Origin of the sequence: Listeria weihenstephanensis, from assembly GCF_003534205.1 — a bacterium.
Taxonomy (GTDB): domain Bacteria; phylum Bacillota; class Bacilli; order Lactobacillales; family Listeriaceae; genus Listeria_A; species Listeria_A weihenstephanensis.
In genome coordinates this window covers 2,074,329-2,093,579 of the sequence record NZ_CP011102.1, presented here as the reverse complement: position 1 = coordinate 2,093,579, position 19,251 = coordinate 2,074,329, and the positions used below count along the sequence as shown (strand labels likewise).

The following is a 19,251-nucleotide window of genomic DNA, read 5'->3' as shown; positions in this document are numbered from 1 at the left end:
TTTTCTAATTATTTTCAACTAATCATTGCAAGCTTGTTCAAGAAGGAGTAAACTAAAATTTAGTTGAGTTTTTGAAAAGTCATTTTTCATTTAAAAAGCGAAAAGTATTAATCGGCTCAAATAAGAGCACTTTATTATAAAGGACGAGGTCTATGTCTTCATCAAAACTGCTTCGAGGAACTTTCATTTTAACATTAGGAACCTTCATTTCTAAATTCTTAGGTCTGTTTTACGTCATTCCGTTCTATTGGATTATGGGTGGCGCTGGGCCAATGACTTTGTATAATTTCGGGTATGTACCATATCAAATTTTCCTTGGAATCGCAACGGCTGGAGTTCCGCTCGCAGTCGCGAAATACGTTGCGAAATATAACGCGCTTGGCGAATATGAAATCGGTCGTCGTTTGTTCAGATCTGGCGTTTACTTAATGCTTGCGACGGGGGTTGTTAGCTTTGTTGCGATGTATGCTTTAGCACCAGTACTGGCTGGCCTGCAATCGATTGAAGGGAGTGGTTATACAGTCGAGGACGTGACAGGGGTTATCCGAGCTGTCAGTTTTGCGCTTATCGTTATTCCAGTAATGAGCTTGATTCGCGGTTTCTTCCAAGGTTATCAGTCGATGGGGCCATCAGCGGTTTCTCAAGTGATCGAGCAAATCGTTCGGATCGCATTCCTGCTTATCGGTTCATCCGTGGTGCTTTACGTGCTTCACGGTACGATCACGAGTGCTATCAGTGTTGCTACATTTGCCGCATTTATCGGGGCTCTAGCTAGCTTAGCGTGTCTTCTGTGGTATTTCTTCAAACGGAAAAAAGGACTCGATGCCTTGCTGCGAACAAGTAAAGGCGAAGTAACGGTTTCTTTGCCCGCAATGTATAAAGATATTTTCATCACGGCGATTCCCTTTGTCGTGGTCGGTATTGCGAGCTCGCTTTACCAACAAATCGATCAATTTACGTTTGGTCGGATTTTGACATGGATTGGTTATAGTGGTCACGAAGCTGAGAATTTACTCGGTATTGTAAACTTTAGTGCGCAAAAACTAGTCATCATTCCAGTAAGTTTAGCGACGGCGTTTTCGATGACGATCGTGCCACTCGTAACAGCAGCATATGCACGTGGTGAACAAGAAAATGTGAAAAAACAATTAAACGATGTTTTCCAAGTACTACTTTTCATCACATTACCTGCGTGTATCGGGATGTCACTTTTGGCAGAACCGCTTTACACCGTGTTTTATGAACATGATCCAGCAGGAATTCAAATTCTAGCCTTTTACGCTCCAGTAGCGATTTTACTGTCCTTATTCAGCGTAACAGCCGCAATTTTACAAGGGATCGATGAGCAACGTTTCACAATTATGAGCTTGCTTCTCGGCCTACTTACGAAATCCGTTTTCCAAATGCCGCTGATGATGTGGATGGGAGCACGCGGATCTGTTGCTGCGACAGGGCTTGGTTATACCGTATCCGTTATTTTTGCGATGTACATGATTCGCAAGTACGCTAATTACAATTTCAGCGTGATTCTTAGAAGAACCGTTCTAATGTTGGCCCTGAATCTCGCGATGGCAGTAGCCGTATTACTCGTATATTTTGGACTAACACAATTCATTAGCCCAGAATCAAAACTTAATTCTATGATTTTACTGATTATCTGTGGTGCTGTAGGAGCCGCTGTTTATGGCTATCTAAGCTTGCGACTACGCCTATTTGATAAAGTATTTGGAGCAAGAGCCGCTGGAATTCGTCGTAAATTACGAATCAAAGCTTAAAAGAGGAGACAAGACTTCATGGAAAAACGAACAAGAAAAAGATCCAAAGAAGCAAGCCGCGCACGATTATGTTTTGTATTAGGTCTAGTTTGTATCATTGCTGGATTTGGCGCATTATTTCTCGGCTACACGTGGGTTGCAAGTTCGCTTGAAATAATAGGCGCGCTTTTAGTCGGAATTACGATTGGTATAAAACTACCAAGAACACGCGAAAATTAAATCAAAACGTCCTGCCAATCGAAATCGGGCAGGACGTTTTTTCATATTCCAATTTGGACATTAAAAATCGGCTTTTCGGTAGAGGAAAAAATAAGATGTGTCGATGATTTTCCGTATTTTATCGCCTCATCAATAAATAATTCGAGTGCTTCCATGCTGACGGAGCTAATTTTCACGAGATAACTAAATTGGCCGGCGAGGCGGTGGCATTCTAAAACATCAGGTTGTTTAACGCAGAAATCATAGAACGCCTTACAATTATGCGTTTCGAACAAGATAAAAGCAGTCATTCTACGGCCAAGCGCATCCAGTGAAATGTTGGTCGTATAACCCGTAATCACGTCTTTTTCTTCTAATTTCAGAATCCGTTCTTTGGTGGCAGGTGGGGTTAGCATCACAAGCCCAGCTAGTTCTTTCATCGATATCCGTGCATTCTTTTCTAAAATAGCTAGAATCTTTTCATCCGTCGCATCCAGTGAAATCACGTCCTTCATTTAATAAATTATTTAGCTTTATAATCTTTATTTTACAAAGTATAACACAAAAAAGTGCTTATAAAATAGATGTAGCTTTCCTTTTAAATCAGTTAAACTTAAGTAGATAAGAGGAGGTAATACGATGGCGAAAATTATGATGTTGTTAGCGGACGGATTTGAAGCAGTCGAGGCAAGCGTTTTTACGGATGTGTTGGGATGGAACGAGATGGAAGGTGGCGGCGGGACGGAGCTGGTAACGGTTGGTTTGCGTGATCGGCTGAAATGCACGTGGAATTTTACGGTGATACCAGAATTTACATTGGGCGAGGTGGAGCTTGCAGAATTTGATGCGCTTGTGATACCAGGTGGCTTTGAAGAAGCTGGTTTTTACGAAGACGCTTATGATCCCGCATTTCTAGATGTAATTCGGCATTTCGATACACATGAAAAGTGGATTGGAACGATTTGCGTTGCGGCGTTAGCACTTGGAAAAGCAGGAATTTTGCAGGGGAAACGAGCGACCACATATAATGGCGTGGGTAGCGTTCGCCAAGCACAATTAAAGGATTTCGGAGCGCAGGTGCAGCAAGATCCTATCGTAGTGGAAAATCATATTATCACCTCGCATAATCCTTCTACAGCGTTCGACGTTGCCTTTCTTGTACTGGAAAAGTTAACAAATACGGAAAACACCAAACATGTTAAAAAATTAATGGGCTTCGAAAAATGAGAAATGGCGTGAAATCAGGTGTAAAAACCCATTTTCACGCCATTTCTTATTTAATAAGGATTACCGTCCGTCTCGCTAAACTTCTTCAAGTAGAAAGGAATTTGTTCGGCGACTTCGGTAGGTAAAACAACGTATTTTTTCTTCGCCAACGTTTCGCCAATATAACTATGCAGGAATACGGCGGTGAGTACGGCATGCTTTGGTGTATCCAGCTGTCCCATGAGTGCAGCGATCATTCCAGCAAGCGTATCGCCCATACCTCCTGTTGCCATTGCTGGTGTTCCGTATATATTTTGCCAAATATCTTCCCCGATGTAAACGCGGGTTCGGTGGTCTTTTAACACGATAATCGCGTCCATTTCCGCTGCGAAATCTTGATTTTTCATGTCATCCAAATTTTCTGTATCGGTATGCGTCAACCGTTCCCATTCGATCCGGTGCGGCGTAAAAATGAGCGCTGCTTTAGGTTTTGCATAATCACCAGTAGCATAAAGCGTAATTCCGTCACCATCAATAATAACTCGCTGATTGGACGTTGCATATTCACAAACGAGCGCTAACAAGTTCTGCGCAGTTTCATCCAAGCCAAGCCCAGGACCAATTAAGATCGAATCAAATCGTGGTAAAACCTCAATTAAATAATCGAAGTCTGTGTAATCAATGAACATTGCTTCGGGTAATCTGGCGTGAAGTGCAGAACGATTCACGTGATGACCTGCGACGGATACAAGGCCAGCGCCACTGTAAACAGCCCCTTGCGCCGCCATAATAATAGCACCACCGAGTCGTTCATTACCACCGATCAGAAGTACGCGCCCGTAATCCCCTTTATTCGTTTCTTCATCGCGCTGATTAATCCATGCACAGATAACTTTTGGCGTGATCTTTTTCATTAGGAATCATCCTTTCATATTCTTGTATTTCGTATGTAATGTGTTCTATTTATTATAACGCTACTTGCTTAATTGTCCAATTTAGTATAATCTATCCACAAAAGGAGTGATGATGATGAAACCAATTTTTCCAGCAGTAAAAGCAGTCATTATACATAACGGTAAATTTCTAGTGTTGAAAAAAACCGATGTAGAAGGTGATGTTTGGGAATTACCTGGTGGCCGGATGGAGTTCGGTGAAACGAAAGGAGAGGCGCTGTTCCGCGAAGTGCAAGAAGAAACTGGGCTTCAAGTACAGCCATTTATACTGTATGATACGTGGGAATTTTTCCAACCAGAATATCAAATTACAGGCGTGATTTATTTGTGTGAAAAACCAGAGGGAGAAGTCCGATTATCGAGTGAACACCAAGCATACGAGTGGTTTCCGCTTGAGGCAAGCAGTTTGGAACGGATGGATGTTGTCTTTGCATCGCGTATGGTTCGCTGGGATTTTGAAGCAATTCAAGGATTTATGGCTTAGTTTACCCCAAAATGCTTTCATACGAGTCTAAAAGGGTATACAATAGGGGAGAATGAGTCTAGAGCTTTGTTCCAGACTTAGTAAATTATTACGACTTGAAGGGATTGTTATAGGATGAGTACAATTAATTGGCAAGAGGAAGTAGAAAAACGCCGCGACGATTTTAAACGCGATTTATTTGCGATTTTAAGCATTCCAAGTGTGCGCGATGATTCGAAAGCAACAGAAGAAGCACCATTTGGCCCCGACGTGAAAAGAGCATTGGATTTTGCTCTCGAACTAGCGGAAAAAGATGGTTTCACAACGAAGGAAGTAGGTCATGTTGCTGGACATGCGGAGTTCGGTCAAGGCGAAGAGCTCGTTGCAGCGCTTGGTCACGTGGATGTTGTACCAGTTGGCGATGATTGGTCACATGATCCGTTCGATCCTATTTTGAAAGATGGCAAAGTATTCGCGCGTGGCTCAGCGGATGACAAAGGCCCTGCAATGGCGGCTTATTACGCGATGAAGATCATCAAAGAGCTTGAATTACCACTATCTCGTCGTGTGCGCATGATTTACGGTTCTGATGAAGAAAGCGGTATGTCTTGTGTGGAGCGTTATTTCGAAACGGAAGAACAACCAACAATGGGCTTTGTTCCCGATGCTGAATTCCCAATCATCCATGCTGAAAAAGGTATTTCCGAGTTGGATATTTCCTTTAAAGATGGTGAAAAAGAAGGCAACGCGGATTTCCGTCTGATGAGCTTTACATCTGGTGAACGTTATAACATGGTTCCAGATCACGCGACAGCTGTTTTAGAAGATGTGAAAAATGTGGATCAAATCTCGAAACAATTTGCAACGTATTTGAAAGAAGCGAAAGTGACAGGTTCTATCGAAGAATCTGGCAACTCCGTGACGATTTCATTAGTTGGTAAAGCCGCGCATGCGATGGAGCCAAACAATGGTGTGAACGCTGGACTTCACTTAGTTGGATTCCTTGGTAAATTCACGCTAACTGGTGCAGCAAGCGATTTTGTAACGTTTGGTAAAGATTACTTATATGGCGATTCTCGTGCGGTTAAACTTGGCATTCGCTATGAAGATGAAGAAAGTGGCGAATTAACGATGAACGTTGGTGTCATTCGTTATAGCGTGAGTGAAGGCGGTCGTTACGGCTTGAATTTCCGTTATCCAGTAACAGCGAATATGGATCAACTGAAATTAAAAATGGAGACGGTGGTCAATGAATATAATGGGCAATACACGCATTATGATGATTCTAAACCATTGTTTGTGCCAAAAGACCATCCATTGATTCAAACATTACAAGAAGTTTACACGAACCAAACTGGCGAAGAAGCAACATTGCTTGCCATTGGTGGTGGGACTTACGCGCGTCATATGGAGACTGGTGTTGCTTTTGGAGCGCTATTCCCAGGCCGCGAAGACACGATGCATCAAAAAGACGAATTCGCCTATTTCGACGATTTAATAAAAACAATTGCGATTTACGCTGAGGCGCTTTACAAACTTGCAAAGTAAGGATATAATTGAAAAAAATTAAAGCAAAGATAGGAATAAGTGAAGGCGCTGGGATGCGATATCTCGGCCTTTCGCTCCTATTCTTATCGTGAATTTTTTGACAGTTGCAAAAACATTTTGTAAAGGAGCGCTGACGATGAAAGTATTAGTAAATGATCAGTTAATAGAACGTGACGAGGCAAAAATAGATATTGAAGATAGAGGTTACCAGTTCGGAGATGGGGTCTACGAAGTTGTACGTATGTATAATGGCAAGTTTTTTACATATGAAGAACATATAGATCGTCTGTATGCGAGCGCGGCTAAGATTGACCTAGTTATTCCTTATAGCAAACCAGAATTGCGTGCGATTTTGGACAGTTTAGTAACAGCGAATAACGTTGGAACTGGTAATGTGTATCTTCAAGTGACGCGAGGCATTCAATCTCCGCGTAATCATGTTATTCCTGAGACACCTCTAAAAGCAGTCTTGACGGCTTCCACAAGTGAAGTTCCGCGTGACATGACGCTGTTTGAAGATGGTCGTAAAGCGATTGTCGAAGAAGATGTTCGCTGGTTGCGTTGCGACATTAAGAGCTTGAACTTACTAGGTAATTCGATGGCTAAAAATAAAGCGCACCAAGCAGGAGCTTTGGAAGCGATTTTGCATCGTGATGGAAGCGTGACGGAAGGTTCGGCAACCAACGCGTATATGATAAAAGATGGAACGCTTTTCACACATGCAGCAGATAATCTTGTTTTAGCAGGTATTACGCGTCAAGTTATTTTACGAGTAGCACGCGAAAATGGGATTCCAGTGGATGAATCTGGCTTCACGCTTACCGATTTAGCAACAGCGGATGAGGTCTTCATTTCTAGTACAACGATTGAGGTCACGCCGATTATTGCGATTGACGACAAACCAGTTGGCGATGGCAAACGTGGCCCAATTACGAAACAGTTGCATACGTATTTTACAGCTGAAATTTTGAAACAATGTGGCGAATTAGCGTTTGTTTAAAATATGGAAACGAGTGGAATCTTCGGAATCTGCTCGTTTTTTATAGGAGGAGACTGGAAATGGAGACGTTGAAAAGGCATTTGCTAGCGCTCGAAGAAAAATTATTGCATGCAGACGTTCGCGGATCAGCGGCCGAATTAAATAAAATATTAGCGGATGGCTTCTTTGAAATCGGTAGTTCGGGACGGGTCTTATATAAGGAGGAACCGATCGCCGAAGCGGGAATTGGCGAGGTGGAGATGGCGTTGACGGACTATGAGATTCAGATCGTGACAGCCGAAGTCGTATTAGCAACTTATCGGATATTTGACGTGACCAAAAAACAACATTCGCTACGTAGTTCTCTTTGGAAATTTCAGGAGGATCGCTGGCAATTAGTTTTTCATCAAGGTACGAAATCTATATAATTATTTACATATAAAAAATAATCGCTAGAACGCCAGCATTGTGTTCGCTTTCATGCCGAAATTGTAAAAAAACACGCTTGACAACAGTAAAATTAGGCGTATAATTGCTAATGTTAATAGTTCGCATACGAATCTTTCGTTAGTGAACATTAAAGGGGGAGAACAAAATATGGATGAAAAATTGATACGCGAAGTTGTCCTCTCATTTCGAACGATGCAGCGGAAAATACACCATTATTTACAAGAAGAGGCTACAAAGCGTGATATTACGACGGTGCAATTATTCTCTCTAGGTACTCTAAAGAGAGAACCGCATTTGACGCTGGGGGAGCTTGCTGAACGAGTAAAGGTGAATAAAAGTACGATGAGTGGTATTGTAGACCGCTTAGTCAAAGCTAATTATTTAACGCGAGGCCGTGATGAAGGAAACAGACGCGCACTCAATTTACAGTTAACACCAGAAGGTCTGGCAAAAGTAGATGACACATATGATGTCTTTTTTGACCGTTTAGAGGCGGTTTTAGAAATAGACTCGGAAGAATTAAGAGCCATGCTCGCAACCCATGATAAAATGATTGCGTTATTAGAACGAAAAGGAGAAGCAGAATAATGAATATGAAAGCAGCAAGTGATGGAATTAAAACAAACGGTATCTTAATTGTGATGTTGATGGGGGCCTTTGTCACAATCTTAAACCAAACGTTGATGAATGTGGCGCTCCCAAGCATTATGACGGATTTCAATATTACGGCGAGCCAAGGACAATGGCTAACGACAGGATTTATGCTGGTCAATGGTGTCATGATTCCGATGACGGCGTTTTTAATTGAAAGATTTACGACGAGACAACTTTACTTATTCGCGATGATTACGTTCGCGATTGGTACGACGATTTCTGGCTTTGCAGGAGATTATACCGTACTTATTATCGGGCGGATGGTGCAAGCGATCGGAGCTGGTATTGTGATGCCACTTCTAACGGTCGTTGTACTGAATCTATTCCCAATGGAACGACGCGGACGGGCGATGGGACTTATTGGTCTCGCGATGAACTTTGCACCAGCGATTGGCCCGACTTTATCTGGTTGGATCGTGCAAGAATATGATTGGCGGAACCTATTTTACATTATCATTCCATTCGCCATTTTAGATGTAGTAGTTGCCTTTTTCCTACTTAAAAATGTTGGTAAAAGAACCTTTCCAAAATTGGATTTTCTCGGTGTTATTATGTCGACGATCGGTTTTGGTAGCTTGCTTCTAGGCTTCAGTAATGCTGGAGATCACGATTTCCTATCGATGAAAGTACTCGGATTTGTTCTTTTAGGATTCGTTGTATTGGCCGTATTTATTTGGTACCAAGGCCGTGCAAAAGCGCCTCTACTAAATTTCAACGTCTTCAAACACAGAACGTTTACACTAACAACGACCATCAGCTTTTTCGTTATGATGGGATTATATGGTGGTATGCTATTATTCCCGATTTTCTTACAAAGCGTACGACACTTCACGCCGCTTGAATCGGGGCTTGTCCTCTTGCCAGGCGCTGTTATGACCGCCGCGCTTTCACCAGTCACGGGAATCATGTTTGACCGCTTTGGCGCGAAGTATTTATCCTTGATAGGCCTGATTATTATGGCTGTAACGACGTTCATGTTTACCAATTTAGACGAGAGCACCACGCTCACCTATATCGTGGTCGTACAGACAATTCGGGCAAGCGGCATGGCAATGGTGATGATGCCACTGCAAACCGCCGCGCTCAACTCATTGCCACTATCCATGGCAGCGCACGGTTCGGCGATGTTTAACACCGTCCGACAAATCGCAGGCTCACTTGGAACAGCCTTGCTCATCACCACCATGTCAAAAAGTGCGAAAAGCTTTGGTGAAAATTTAACCGCAGCAGATGTTGCAGGTAAAACAAAAGAGCAGATTGCGAATCACGTATTGATTCACGGAATCGAAACGGCCTTCCTTGTTTCATCCATCTTATCTGTGATCGCCGTTATATTGGCTATCTTTATTAAAAAGAAAAAACAATCATTAGCACCAATTGTTACCAAAACAGAAGTTATGGAACATTAATAAGGACGAGGGTGGGACAAAACCTCGGGGTACACAAAATAAGCGAGATATCACGAATTCCTTTTTTCTGGGTAAGAAGTGAATCTTGCTTCAAACAAATCGAGCGAAAGCGTTTGTATTCAGGGGATTTGGTGGAAGCCGGAAGCGGAGCATACTAGTGTATGTGAGAACCGGAAGTCCACCAAATCCCCTGAATGCGAGCGCTTTTCGCCGATTTATCAGGGGTATGTCCTACACTCTTTTTTTATGAATTTCGCGTCGTTCTGCCATCTTTTGCAAAACAGAACATATGTTGACTTGACGGGAGGCTATAAGAGAAGTAAAATTTAAAAAGTAGCTGTTATAGAATGTAATAGCTATTTTTTTATCCATCTTTCTAATGTACATAGATAATAGTTCGTGCAACTGTGATTGGATTCGTCGTTGGAGTGAAAATAAGCGTTATGCGGTAGCAAGAGATAAACGACGTAATGTAGGTGAATGTAGAATGGAAGATAATTTGTTTGGGCAAGATTGGGAAATAGAACCAGCAGGTGGCGAAACTGGTAAAGCTTTTGTCGCTGTTCATGAAGACGAAAAATTCTTTTTAAAAAGGAATTCCTCGCCTTTTTTAGCTGCGCTTTCTGTTGAAAATATTGTGCCTAAATTAATCTGGACGCGACGTGTAGAAAATGGGGATGTCATCACAGCTCAGAAGTGGATTGACAACGGTCGGACGCTTACGGCAAGTGAAATGCGAGAACCACGAGTGGCCCGAATGATTGGGAAGATACACCGTTCAGAAGCGCTACGTGATATGTTACAGCGCATTGAAAAGAAAGACTATGCTTGTATGAATCTATTGACAAAGGTATTAGAAGATAAAAGTTTGCCTGATCAAAAGGAAGACCTTGTTTTGCATGCGAAAAATTACTTGCTCGCAAACGTGGAGCAACTCAAAGAAGGGCGTCATGTTGTTTGTCACGGTGATCTCAATCATAATAATTGGTTGGTTTCAGAACAAGATGAGCTGTATCTTGTAGATTGGGATGGAGCGATGCTTGCGGATCCGGCGAACGATCTAGGCGTCTTATTGTATCAATATATCCCTTATTCGGAGTGGCGCAGCTGGCTTGAGGAGTATGGTCAGGAACTAACAATAGAATTATACATGAGAGTCAAATGGTTTTCCGTTTGCCAAGTTTTAATGGCGATGAATTGGCAGTTAGAACATGGCAGGAAGCCGGAGCTTGCAAGACTCGAGCTTATTTTAAAAAAAATATTAGAAGATGATGAGGTGTACGGTACATTATGCGAGTGAAACACAAACCGTGGGCGAGAGATCATATTTTAGCTCACCCAGAAGTATGCGTGGCAAAACCTGAGGAATGGAAAGGGAAATGGCACCAACTTTTTGGAAATGAAAACCCAATCCATATCGAAATTGGTACTGGAAAAGGTCAATTTGTAACAGGAATGGCAGTCGCGAATCCTGAAATTAATTATATTGGCATCGAAGTCGTGGAAAGCGTGATTATAACAGCGCTCGATAAAGCACTCGCTGCAGGAATCCCGAACTTGCGTTTATTATCGGTGGACGGGGCAGAGTTGCTTGAGTATTTTGAGCCAGGCGAAGTAGCGCGCGTGTATTTGAATTTTTCCGATCCGTGGCCAAAAACGCGTCACGCTAAGCGTCGTTTGACAAATCCGCGCTTTTTAGATATTTATAAGGCGTTATTACCAGCGGATGGTGAGATTCATTTTAAAACGGATAATCGCGGGTTGTTTGAGTATTCCCTTGTGGCGTTCTCAGAGTATGGCTTACTGCTTCAATATTTGTCGCTTGATCTCCACCATAGCGATTTTGAAGGCAATATTATGACAGAATACGAAGAAAAATTTTCAGCCCAAGGGTTTCCAATCTATCGTTTGGAAGCAACATATAAATCATAGAGAGGTACCAGAGTTCGGGAATGTGGAGCTCTGGTCTCTTTTTTAGGAGGAATAAAGATGGATACATTGCGAGTAGGGGAGATAGAGATTCATTGGTTGCGTGGCGGCGTGACGCATTTTGACGGTGGAGCGATGTTTGGTGTCGTGCCTAAGGCTTTGTGGAGCAAAAAGTACCAGCCGAACGAGAAAAATCAGATTCGCTGTGTGACCGATCCGATGTATTTTCATTATCAAGGCAAGCATTATTTAATTGATGCTGGTCTTGGGAATGGGCGTTTGACGGAGAAACAAAAGCGTAATTTTGGCGTGACGGGAGAATCGTTTATGATTGAGGATTTGGCAACGCTTGGTGTGAAACCAGAGGACATCGATGTTATTTTAATGACGCATTTGCATTTTGATCATGTCGTTGGTTTGACGAATGCAGCGGGTGAAAGTATTTTTAGCAACGCGATTATTTATACGACGGCAACGGAATGGGACGAGATGCAGCATCCAAATATCAGATCCAAGGCGACATATTGGCCCGAAAATTGGCCGGGGATTGCAAGTCAAATAAAAACCTATGAGCAGGAACTTTTATTGAACGAGGCAATCACACTTCGCAAAACGGGAGGACATAGTCTTGGCCACGCGGTAATTGAGATTAATAGTGGTGGCCAGTCTGCAATTCACATGGCAGATATATTTCCAACCCATGCGCATAAAAATGTTTTATGGGTGACAGCATACGACGATTATCCAATGGATTCTATTTTTGCGAAGGAGCGATTGATAAAGGAAATTGACGGTAAGAAGAAGTGGTTATTATTTTATCATGATGCGTATTATCGCGCGTTGCAGTTTGATTTGGACGGGAATATTACTGAAAAAGTAGAGATGAATCTGGTTGGCGAATAATATACCTCTATACGGTATGTGAAAAATATATCCTCTATAGGGGGTTAACAATTCTCTTTAATATAGGGTGGTTATCGTGAAAATAGATTGAATTTAAATATTTTTCTATAGGGGGTATCCGGATGTTGGAGGTTAGAAAAGCCGTTTCCAATCGGTTGGCTAAGATCGAGGGGCACGTTAAATCGGTGAAAAAAATGACGGATGAAGACAGGCCGTATGAAGATATTATGCTACAAATAGCGGCCGTCAAAAAAGCATTAGAAAGCGCTGAAAAAGTTATTTTTAGTGAACAAATGAAAGAAATGGTCGCGCGTGGTGAATTCGATCAGAAACGTGTGGATAGTTTTATTAAATAAGGCTTGACCCTAAACCGTACTTTAGCGATATAATAAGGCTAAGTAAGGAAAGAGGTGTCAGCCATGCGTGGGCATGAATTAGGAGAATTGTTACACATACCAACGTCAACGCTACATTATTACGAGAAAAAAGGACTGATCCAGCCAGAACGTGAGGGAAATCATTATCGCAATTATTCTGCGCGAGATGTTCAAATGTTGAAGTATATCTTGATTTTAAAAGAAGCTGGTTTGACTTTAGCAGAAATCAAACAAGTTTTCCATCGCTATTTTCATCAGTCTCATGACGAGGCGTGCCAACGAGAGGCGCAACATTTTTTTAATCAAAAAATCAAGATCATGGAAGAAAAAATCGCGCGTTACAACACGATTATGGAGATTATGAAGGATTTGCCGGTCATGCTTGGAGATCAGTCTCTTACGGCTATTCAGGAAAAAAATGAGCAGCTTGTTGACGATTTCTTCGAGAAGGAACGGGGAGGTCGCTAATATGGCGCGTATTCTTGTCGTTCAGGCGGATTCCAGAGAAAAAGGCACAATGAAAAGCCTCAGTGAAATTTATATTGCTTACATGCAGGAGTTGAAGCATGAGGTGAAAGTGGTAGATCTCGCTACACTTGATTACGATAAAACCCTTAGTAAGGGGTACAAAACGGAGCGAACATCAGAAATGTTAAAGGTAAACGCTTACGCACATCAATCAGATTTACTTGTTTTCTTTTATCCGATCTGGTTTGCTAACGTACCATCTGCGCTAAAAGGATTTATTGAGAATTTATTCTGGGTGGGAGAAACGTACAGTTTTAAAACGAAGGAATATTTATTTCAAGGGAAATGGCGAGGCAAACGCGCGAGTATTTTTTATTCCATCGGAGGTAGTGAGTTCTATCATTATTTATTTGGATGGAGCGGTTATCGAGGACTTCGCCAGCCGCTTTGGCTCAGTGGTGTTTTTCGAATCAAGCACACAAGTTTTGATAGAATGGATCGCACGAAACGAAAATCAGAGACCTATTACAAAAAGCGAGTAGTAGCTTTAGCGAAGAGAGATGGTCGTCGTTTAGCGCATCTATAAAAAAATCCTCTTTTTCGGTTATAAAGCCGAGAAAGAGGATTTTTGTCTAATCAAGTTAAGTAAATATCGATAATTGTTCCTGTTGTAGCATCTGCGATAAATTCGAATTGTTTCTTTTCGCCGTCGCGAATAGCTGTGATGCCGCCATGATATACAAATGTATCCATCGCGAATTTTTTGTAATGTTGTTTTTTAAGTTGGATCCATGAGCCTTCAATGGGACCTTCTTTTTTGAATGCCTCTTTGACATTTTCAAGAATCACATCGCCCGACATTGTTTTTGGCTCAAGCAGATAGTGGTTGATTAAGTGACCAGCTGCTGCCCCTGCGATAACGCCTGTTATAAAAGCTTTACAGTTCATTATTTGCCTCCCTAAAATAGTACTTGTCTTTATCTTTCATGCTTGACTGTTTCTTATTATACCCTCTAAACTAAAAATATAAAAGCCTTTACATCTTTATCGCTACTCTTTTCTTAGACGCGGGCTTTCTAAAAGTGGTATAATGCAATGGATATCACCGAAAAGGACTGATTATATTGGAAAAAGAAACGTTGGATTTATTTAAAACATTGACGGAACTCCCTGGAACATCTGGAAGCGAACAATTTGTAAGAGACTTTGTTAGAAAAGAAATTACGCCAGTCTCTGATGAAGTTATTCAAGATGGTTTGGGTGGTATTTTCGGCGTGCGTCATGGCGCAGAAGGTGGACCTCGTATTTTAGTAGCCGGCCATTTGGATGAAGTTGGCTTTATGGTGACGCGTATTACGGATAACGGGATGATTGCGTTCCAAACGATTGGTGGCTGGAATCCGCAAGTGCTTCAAGCGCAACGAGTACAGTTGATTACGGCAAACGGTCCTGTGATTGGAGTCGTGGCTTCTGTTCCACCGCATTTATTGACCGAAGCGGAGCGCAGTAAACCAACAGATCCGAAAAATCTGCTTATCGATATTGGCGCGGATGATCGGGATGATGCGATTGCGATCGGCGTGAAACCTGGTCAGCAAATTGTGCCAGTAGCTGAATTTACACCACTAGCGAATCCAAAAAAAATCATGGCAAAAGCGTGGGATAACAGATACGGCGTAGGCCTTGCGATTGAACTTTTAAAAGCGGTGAAAGACGAGCAATTGCCGAATACGTTATTTGCTGGTGCGAATGTACAAGAAGAGGTTGGACTTCGCGGCGCTGGCGTTAGCGCACACATGATTCAACCCGATATCTTTTTCGCCCTCGATGCAAGTCCTGCAAATGATACGACGGGTGATAAAACACAGTTCGGCCAAATCGGACAAGGTTTCTTGATGCGTATTTTCGACCGAACAATGATTATGCATCGTGGCATGCGCGAATTTTTACTTGATACTGCTGAGTCCAATAAGATTCCTTATCAGTATTTTGTGTCGCCGGGTGGCACGGACGCTGGGAAAGTCCATACGTCGAACGATGGGATTCCGAGTGCGGTTATTGGTGTTCCTGCGCGCTATATCCATTCATCTAATTCGATTTTGCATGTGGATGATTATGCGGCAGCCAAAGAGATGATTACGACGGTGATTCGTAACTTGGATAAAACGACGTACGAAACGATTCGTGATAATGCTTAAAAAGTGGCGCTCGCCTGTCATTCTGATGGGTAGTATTATGTTTGTCTCGGCGCTGGTCTTTTTTATTGGCTATATGTTCCGCATCCCGTATTTGCGAGATGCCGAACTGGGATGGATTTTGACAACGTGTATAGGCGCGTTCTTAGTATTAGGCTTTGGCTTTTTCTGGGCTTGGAAAGACGATGTTAATAAACGAAAACGCAGCGGGACGACAAGCACTCATTCCCATCGTTAAAAGCTCCGTTCCGGTGCGCGCGTATTCAAGTATATTCTGGGCTGGTACGCGCTTTTTCCTAGGAACTGAGCGTTTCTTGTCTCGCTTGAATTTGGCGAAGAATCGTGTAGTTTGAAACGCCTGAAATAATGGGCGTTTTTTTCGTGAGAGGAGGGTTTGGTAATGTTAGTTGGTGGCCACGCGTACACGTTTAGGAAAGATTATCAGGAAACAGACGTTTTGCGACAGGAATTTAATCGTTTAACAAGGAATACTTACGGCTTTGATTTGGAGAAATGGTATCAAAATGGTTACTGGAGCGAGGGATGTCATCTGTATTCGCTCTTTGATGGTGAGGCTATCGTATCGCATGTGACGGTCAGTGAGATGGCGTTTTCTGTTCTTGGTGAGCGGCAAAAGTTTGTTCAAATTGGGACAGTTATGACGGATGAGTTTTATCAGAAACGTGGACTTAGCAAGGCTTTGCTTGAGGTCGTGTTGCGGGAGTGGGAGACGAAATGCGATTTGATTTATTTGTTTGCGAATGATGCGGTGCTGGATTTTTATCCGAAATTTGGTTTTGTGTCGGTAAATGAATATCAGGTGACTAAGTCTGTGCCAGTTCAGCGGAAAAACAATCCTGTGAGGCAATTGGATTTAGGAATAAAAGCGGATCGTGATTTCTTGTTCCGTGTAGCAGCCGAGGCGTTCCCTCAAGGGCGGTTGGCGATGCTCGGTGGCGCGGGTATGGTCATGCTTTATTGTGGTCATTTCGAATTGTTTACTTTGGAGAATAATCTGTTTTATATAGAGGAGCTGGATGCGATCGCGGTGGCGGAGTACGATGGCGTTGATTTGATTCTACACGATATTTTAGCGAGCGAAAAAGTCGATGTGGAGTTGGTTATCGATGCGTTGGTAAAGGATGAAACAAATCGGGTGACACTCGGATTTATGCCGAACGATATGACAACTTATGATGTAGCGCTGTTGAAAGAAGAGGATTCGACCTTGTTTGTGAAGCGGGGAAAAGAGTCGCTTTTTGAGAAAAACAAACTCATCTTCCCCTTGCTGTCACATACATGATGCTACGCGAAAAGATAATCGATGACTTTCGCGGCTTGTTCAATCGTATCCACAGTCACATTCGCTTTTTCCGATAGTTCTTTTAGTGGGTGATGTAGATCGGTTGGGCGAATTATGATGGTAGGTTTGCCTAGTGAGATAGCTGTTGCCGCGTCGGTAGCGGTATTCCATTGCTTGAACTTGTCGCCGAACAATGCGATGACCAAATCTGCTTTTTTCAAATGAAGCTCTGTACGTAGATTATTGATTTTGGATGCTTGCAAGTCTTTATATAGCGCGTTTGGTTGTGTGCCGAGGATGGATTCGCCGATCGCGTCAGACGTGTCATGATCCTCTTGTGGTCCCCAAAAATGAAACGTGATGCCTGGCTTTGCTTGAATGCTTGCGCGAAGCTTGTCGCGCCAGTCGGAATGAATTTCGCCTGCTAGATAAATATGATAGTCCATAAAAAACGCCTCCTTATCTTGTAATCATAAAAGAAACCAGGCATGATAGCAACTTTTGTGAGCGTAATTCTTTACTAATATCGGCATGAGCTTTAGGATTAATAAGTATAGAACGAAGAAGGAGTCGAGTAGAATGAAGCATTTAGAATCAGTAGAAGCATTTAATGATTTAAAAGATAACGGTAAAACAATTTTTATGTTCAGCGCCGATTGGTGTGGGGATTGTAAATTTATCGAACCTATCATGCCTGAAATTGAGGCGGAACATGACGATTTCACTTTTTCACATGTGGATCGTGACCAGTTTATAGATCTTTGTGGTGATTTGGCGATTTTCGGAATTCCGAGTTTTCTCGCTTTTGAAGATGGGGAAGAGATCGGTCGTTTTGTCAGTAAAGATCGCAAAACAAAAGAAGAAATTAACGATTTTATCAACGCTCTGTAACGAGAGGGGAGGGGGCAAATGATGAAAATGACAACGATGAAGATGAAGGAGCGCCTTGAAAAAGAGCTTGCGAGCGCGGCGCGGACCTTCCGTTATGATCGCGATAAAGACACACTGAAAGTGACGGAAGCGGGCAATTCAATTACATTATCGATCCCGCAAATTATCGCGAATTGGCAGGAAAACGGTGAAGTCGCTGTTGAAAAAATCGTCTATTATGTGGAAGAAGGATTGAAAGCGTCGCAAGCTAACATTGATATTCGAGCGAGTTTGCCAAACGTATACCCGGTTATTCGAGCGACATCTTTTCCGCGCAAAACGAAAGACGATAAGGCGCTTTTAGTGGAAGATCACACGGCAGAAACAGCGATTTTTTACGTGGTGGATGTAGGTTCGTCGTATCGTTTTATCGAAGAAGACGCGCTTTCTGGGACAGATGTGACGCTGGACGATGTGAGAATGGCCGCTTTCTCAAATTTGCGGACACGTGCCACGACGATGAAAAAAGATACGGTGAGTGACAACGATTATTATTTTGTGCGAACAAATGATGGGTATGACGCGAGTCGGATTTTGAATGAGCCATTTTTAGAAGAAATGCGCGCGAAAATCCAGGGTGAAATGGTGCTTGCAGTGCCGCATCAGGATGTGTTAATTATTGCAGATATTAGAAATAATACGGGCTATGATGTGTTGGCGCATATGACGATGGATTTCTTTTCGAGCGGACTCGCACCAATTACCTCTTTACCTCTCGTGTATAATGATGGTAAACTAGAACCGATCTTTATTATGGCCAAAAACAGACCAAAGGAGTAGTTAACGTGATTGTAAATGCATTTTATAACGAAAAAGGAGTAGGGGACACGCTTTTAGTCCACCTCAATGATGTAGAAAAAACAGATTTTGAATCAAAAGGAAATGTCACACGTATTTTTGATGTGGAAACAGGCGAAACGGTTGCGATCAACATTTTCGAAGTATCGAAAAAACGCACATTTGAGGCAAACGGTAAGGTGAATTTGACGCTAGAAGACGTGGAATTCATGAATAAAGAACTTGCGGATAACGGTTTTGATTTTGTTATTGAAGCAGATCTTTCGCCAAAGTTCGTAGTGGGACACGTAATCTCTAAAGAAAAACATCCTAATGCGGATAAATTGAATGTATGTCAAGTTGATTTGGGCGATAAAACGGTACAAATCGTATGTGGAGCCCCAAATGTAGATGCGGATCAAAAAGTAGTCGTTGCTAAAATTGGCGCTGTTATGCCAAGCGGTTTGATCATTAAGCCATCTAATCTACGCGGGGAAGACTCGTTTGGAATGATCTGCGCGGCGCGTGAGTTGGCGATTCCGGACGCACCAGAAGAAAAAGGTATCATGATCCTTGATGACAGCTATGAAGTAGGCTCAGAATTTCCAGTTTCATTTTAAAGGATAGGCGGCTCTTTTAACGAAGGGCCGTCTTATTCCGGTGTATTTCGTATACAATATAACGCCAAATTGTTCTTTTTGCGCTAAAGCAACGGGGGATAAGTTTATGTTATG

General features: G+C 42.4%; 25 protein-coding genes. 21 read left to right on the top strand and 4 right to left on the bottom strand.

Annotation, left to right across the window (positions count from 1 at the left end; translation table 11 throughout):
- The first annotated feature begins 152 nt into the window (after positions 1-152).
- Together UE46_RS10160 and UE46_RS10155 are read left to right on the top strand one after the other, a co-directional pair.
- Positions 153-1,775 carry a putative polysaccharide biosynthesis protein gene (locus UE46_RS10160; protein WP_036061563.1) on the top strand — a complete coding sequence of 541 codons (1,623 nt, stop codon included), beginning with the start codon at positions 153-155 and terminating at the stop codon, positions 1,773-1,775.
- Positions 1,776-1,793: 18 nt separating this feature from the next.
- Positions 1,794-1,994: a hypothetical protein gene (locus UE46_RS10155; RefSeq protein WP_036061562.1), complete on the top strand. Its 201-nt coding sequence runs from the start codon at positions 1,794-1,796 to the stop codon at positions 1,992-1,994.
- A gap of 41 nt (positions 1,995-2,035) precedes the next feature.
- Here UE46_RS10155 and UE46_RS10150 read toward each other — a convergent pair whose 3' ends face one another.
- Positions 2,036-2,488 carry an Lrp/AsnC family transcriptional regulator gene (locus UE46_RS10150; RefSeq protein WP_233230917.1) on the bottom strand — a complete coding sequence of 151 codons (453 nt, stop codon included), beginning with the start codon at positions 2,486-2,488 and terminating at the stop codon, positions 2,036-2,038.
- A 124-nt stretch (positions 2,489-2,612) separates the two neighbouring features.
- On the opposite strand from UE46_RS10150, the gene UE46_RS10145 reads away from it, so the two are divergent.
- Entirely contained in the window at positions 2,613-3,200 is a 588-nt protein-coding gene (locus tag UE46_RS10145) for a DJ-1/PfpI family protein (RefSeq protein ID WP_118907592.1), read from the top strand.
- 50 nt (positions 3,201-3,250) lie between these two features.
- Here the strand turns inward: UE46_RS10145 and UE46_RS10140 are convergent, their stop codons facing one another.
- A complete protein-coding gene (locus UE46_RS10140; RefSeq protein ID WP_036061561.1) occupies positions 3,251-4,093 on the bottom strand; it encodes an NAD(P)H-hydrate dehydratase in 843 nt (280 codons plus the stop codon).
- A gap of 115 nt (positions 4,094-4,208) precedes the next feature.
- On the opposite strand from UE46_RS10140, the gene UE46_RS10135 reads away from it, so the two are divergent.
- From UE46_RS10135 to UE46_RS10080, 12 genes are all read left to right on the top strand, one after another.
- Positions 4,209-4,616, top strand: a complete 408-nt coding sequence (locus UE46_RS10135) for an NUDIX hydrolase (RefSeq protein ID WP_036061560.1) — start codon at positions 4,209-4,211, stop codon at positions 4,614-4,616.
- A 114-nt stretch (positions 4,617-4,730) separates the two neighbouring features.
- Positions 4,731-6,143, top strand: a complete 1,413-nt coding sequence (gene pepV, locus UE46_RS10130; RefSeq protein ID WP_036061559.1) for a dipeptidase PepV — start codon at positions 4,731-4,733, stop codon at positions 6,141-6,143.
- A 136-nt stretch (positions 6,144-6,279) separates the two neighbouring features.
- Positions 6,280-7,143: a D-amino-acid transaminase gene (gene dat / locus UE46_RS10125; protein WP_036061558.1), complete on the top strand. Its 864-nt coding sequence runs from the start codon at positions 6,280-6,282 to the stop codon at positions 7,141-7,143.
- Positions 7,144-7,202: 59 nt separating this feature from the next.
- The gene (locus UE46_RS10120; RefSeq protein ID WP_036061557.1) at positions 7,203-7,550 is read left to right on the top strand and encodes a nuclear transport factor 2 family protein; all 348 of its coding nucleotides are present in this window, start codon (positions 7,203-7,205) and stop codon (positions 7,548-7,550) included.
- Positions 7,551-7,719: 169 nt separating this feature from the next.
- Positions 7,720-8,160, top strand: a complete 441-nt coding sequence (locus UE46_RS10115; protein WP_036061556.1) for a MarR family winged helix-turn-helix transcriptional regulator — start codon at positions 7,720-7,722, stop codon at positions 8,158-8,160.
- On the top strand, positions 8,160-9,635 hold the full coding sequence (gene mdrM / locus UE46_RS10110; RefSeq protein ID WP_036061555.1) for a multidrug efflux MFS transporter MdrM: 1,476 nt from the start codon (positions 8,160-8,162) through the stop codon (positions 9,633-9,635). The genes UE46_RS10115 and mdrM overlap by 1 nt, the downstream gene beginning before the upstream one ends.
- Before the next feature lie 487 nt (positions 9,636-10,122).
- Entirely contained in the window at positions 10,123-10,935 is an 813-nt protein-coding gene (locus tag UE46_RS10105) for a phosphotransferase family protein (RefSeq protein WP_036061554.1), read from the top strand.
- Positions 10,926-11,567: a tRNA (guanosine(46)-N7)-methyltransferase TrmB gene (gene trmB / locus UE46_RS10100; protein ID WP_118907591.1), complete on the top strand. Its 642-nt coding sequence runs from the start codon at positions 10,926-10,928 to the stop codon at positions 11,565-11,567. Before UE46_RS10105 ends, trmB begins: the two co-directional genes overlap by 10 nt.
- Before the next feature lie 57 nt (positions 11,568-11,624).
- Positions 11,625-12,467, top strand: a complete 843-nt coding sequence (locus UE46_RS10095; protein ID WP_036061553.1) for an MBL fold metallo-hydrolase — start codon at positions 11,625-11,627, stop codon at positions 12,465-12,467.
- Positions 12,468-12,589: 122 nt separating this feature from the next.
- Positions 12,590-12,823 carry a metal-sensing transcriptional repressor gene (locus UE46_RS10090; RefSeq protein WP_036061552.1) on the top strand — a complete coding sequence of 78 codons (234 nt, stop codon included), beginning with the start codon at positions 12,590-12,592 and terminating at the stop codon, positions 12,821-12,823.
- 63 nt (positions 12,824-12,886) lie between these two features.
- Positions 12,887-13,312, top strand: coding sequence for a MerR family transcriptional regulator (locus UE46_RS10085; protein WP_118907590.1), 426 nt, complete (start codon positions 12,887-12,889; stop codon positions 13,310-13,312).
- Between the two features lies 1 nt (position 13,313).
- Positions 13,314-13,898, top strand: a complete 585-nt coding sequence (locus UE46_RS10080; protein ID WP_036061551.1) for an NAD(P)H-dependent oxidoreductase — start codon at positions 13,314-13,316, stop codon at positions 13,896-13,898.
- 50 nt (positions 13,899-13,948) lie between these two features.
- On the opposite strand, the gene UE46_RS10075 is transcribed toward UE46_RS10080, so the two are convergent.
- Positions 13,949-14,260, bottom strand: coding sequence for a PepSY domain-containing protein (locus UE46_RS10075; protein ID WP_036061550.1), 312 nt, complete (start codon positions 14,258-14,260; stop codon positions 13,949-13,951).
- Between the two features lie 176 nt (positions 14,261-14,436).
- Between UE46_RS10075 and UE46_RS10070 the strand changes: the two genes are divergently transcribed.
- From UE46_RS10070 to UE46_RS10060, 3 genes are all read left to right on the top strand, one after another.
- On the top strand, positions 14,437-15,510 hold the full coding sequence (locus UE46_RS10070; protein WP_118907589.1) for a M42 family metallopeptidase: 1,074 nt from the start codon (positions 14,437-14,439) through the stop codon (positions 15,508-15,510).
- On the top strand, positions 15,503-15,745 hold the full coding sequence (locus tag UE46_RS10065; protein ID WP_036061549.1) for a hypothetical protein: 243 nt from the start codon (positions 15,503-15,505) through the stop codon (positions 15,743-15,745). Before UE46_RS10070 ends, UE46_RS10065 begins: the two co-directional genes overlap by 8 nt.
- A 162-nt stretch (positions 15,746-15,907) precedes the next feature.
- The gene (locus UE46_RS10060; RefSeq protein WP_036061548.1) at positions 15,908-16,810 is read left to right on the top strand and encodes a GNAT family N-acetyltransferase; all 903 of its coding nucleotides are present in this window, start codon (positions 15,908-15,910) and stop codon (positions 16,808-16,810) included.
- Positions 16,811-16,812: 2 nt separating this feature from the next.
- Here the strand turns inward: UE46_RS10060 and UE46_RS10055 are convergent, their stop codons facing one another.
- The gene (locus UE46_RS10055) at positions 16,813-17,256 is read right to left on the bottom strand and encodes a YtoQ family protein (RefSeq protein WP_036061547.1); all 444 of its coding nucleotides are present in this window, start codon (positions 17,254-17,256) and stop codon (positions 16,813-16,815) included.
- 85 nt (positions 17,257-17,341) lie between these two features.
- Here UE46_RS10055 and UE46_RS10050 point away from each other — a divergent pair, with 85 nt between their 5' ends.
- From UE46_RS10050 to ytpR, 3 genes are read left to right on the top strand one after another with little or no spacing between them, the layout of a single operon-like run.
- Positions 17,342-17,701 (top strand): thioredoxin family protein, encoded by a 360-nt coding sequence (locus tag UE46_RS10050; RefSeq protein ID WP_118907588.1) that lies wholly within the window; start codon positions 17,342-17,344, stop codon positions 17,699-17,701.
- Positions 17,702-17,719: 18 nt separating this feature from the next.
- The gene (locus UE46_RS10045; RefSeq protein ID WP_036061545.1) at positions 17,720-18,520 is read left to right on the top strand and encodes a DUF1444 domain-containing protein; all 801 of its coding nucleotides are present in this window, start codon (positions 17,720-17,722) and stop codon (positions 18,518-18,520) included.
- A 5-nt stretch (positions 18,521-18,525) separates the two neighbouring features.
- On the top strand, positions 18,526-19,137 hold the full coding sequence (ytpR, locus tag UE46_RS10040; RefSeq protein WP_036061544.1) for a YtpR family tRNA-binding protein: 612 nt from the start codon (positions 18,526-18,528) through the stop codon (positions 19,135-19,137).
- Positions 19,138-19,251 lie beyond the last annotated feature (114 nt).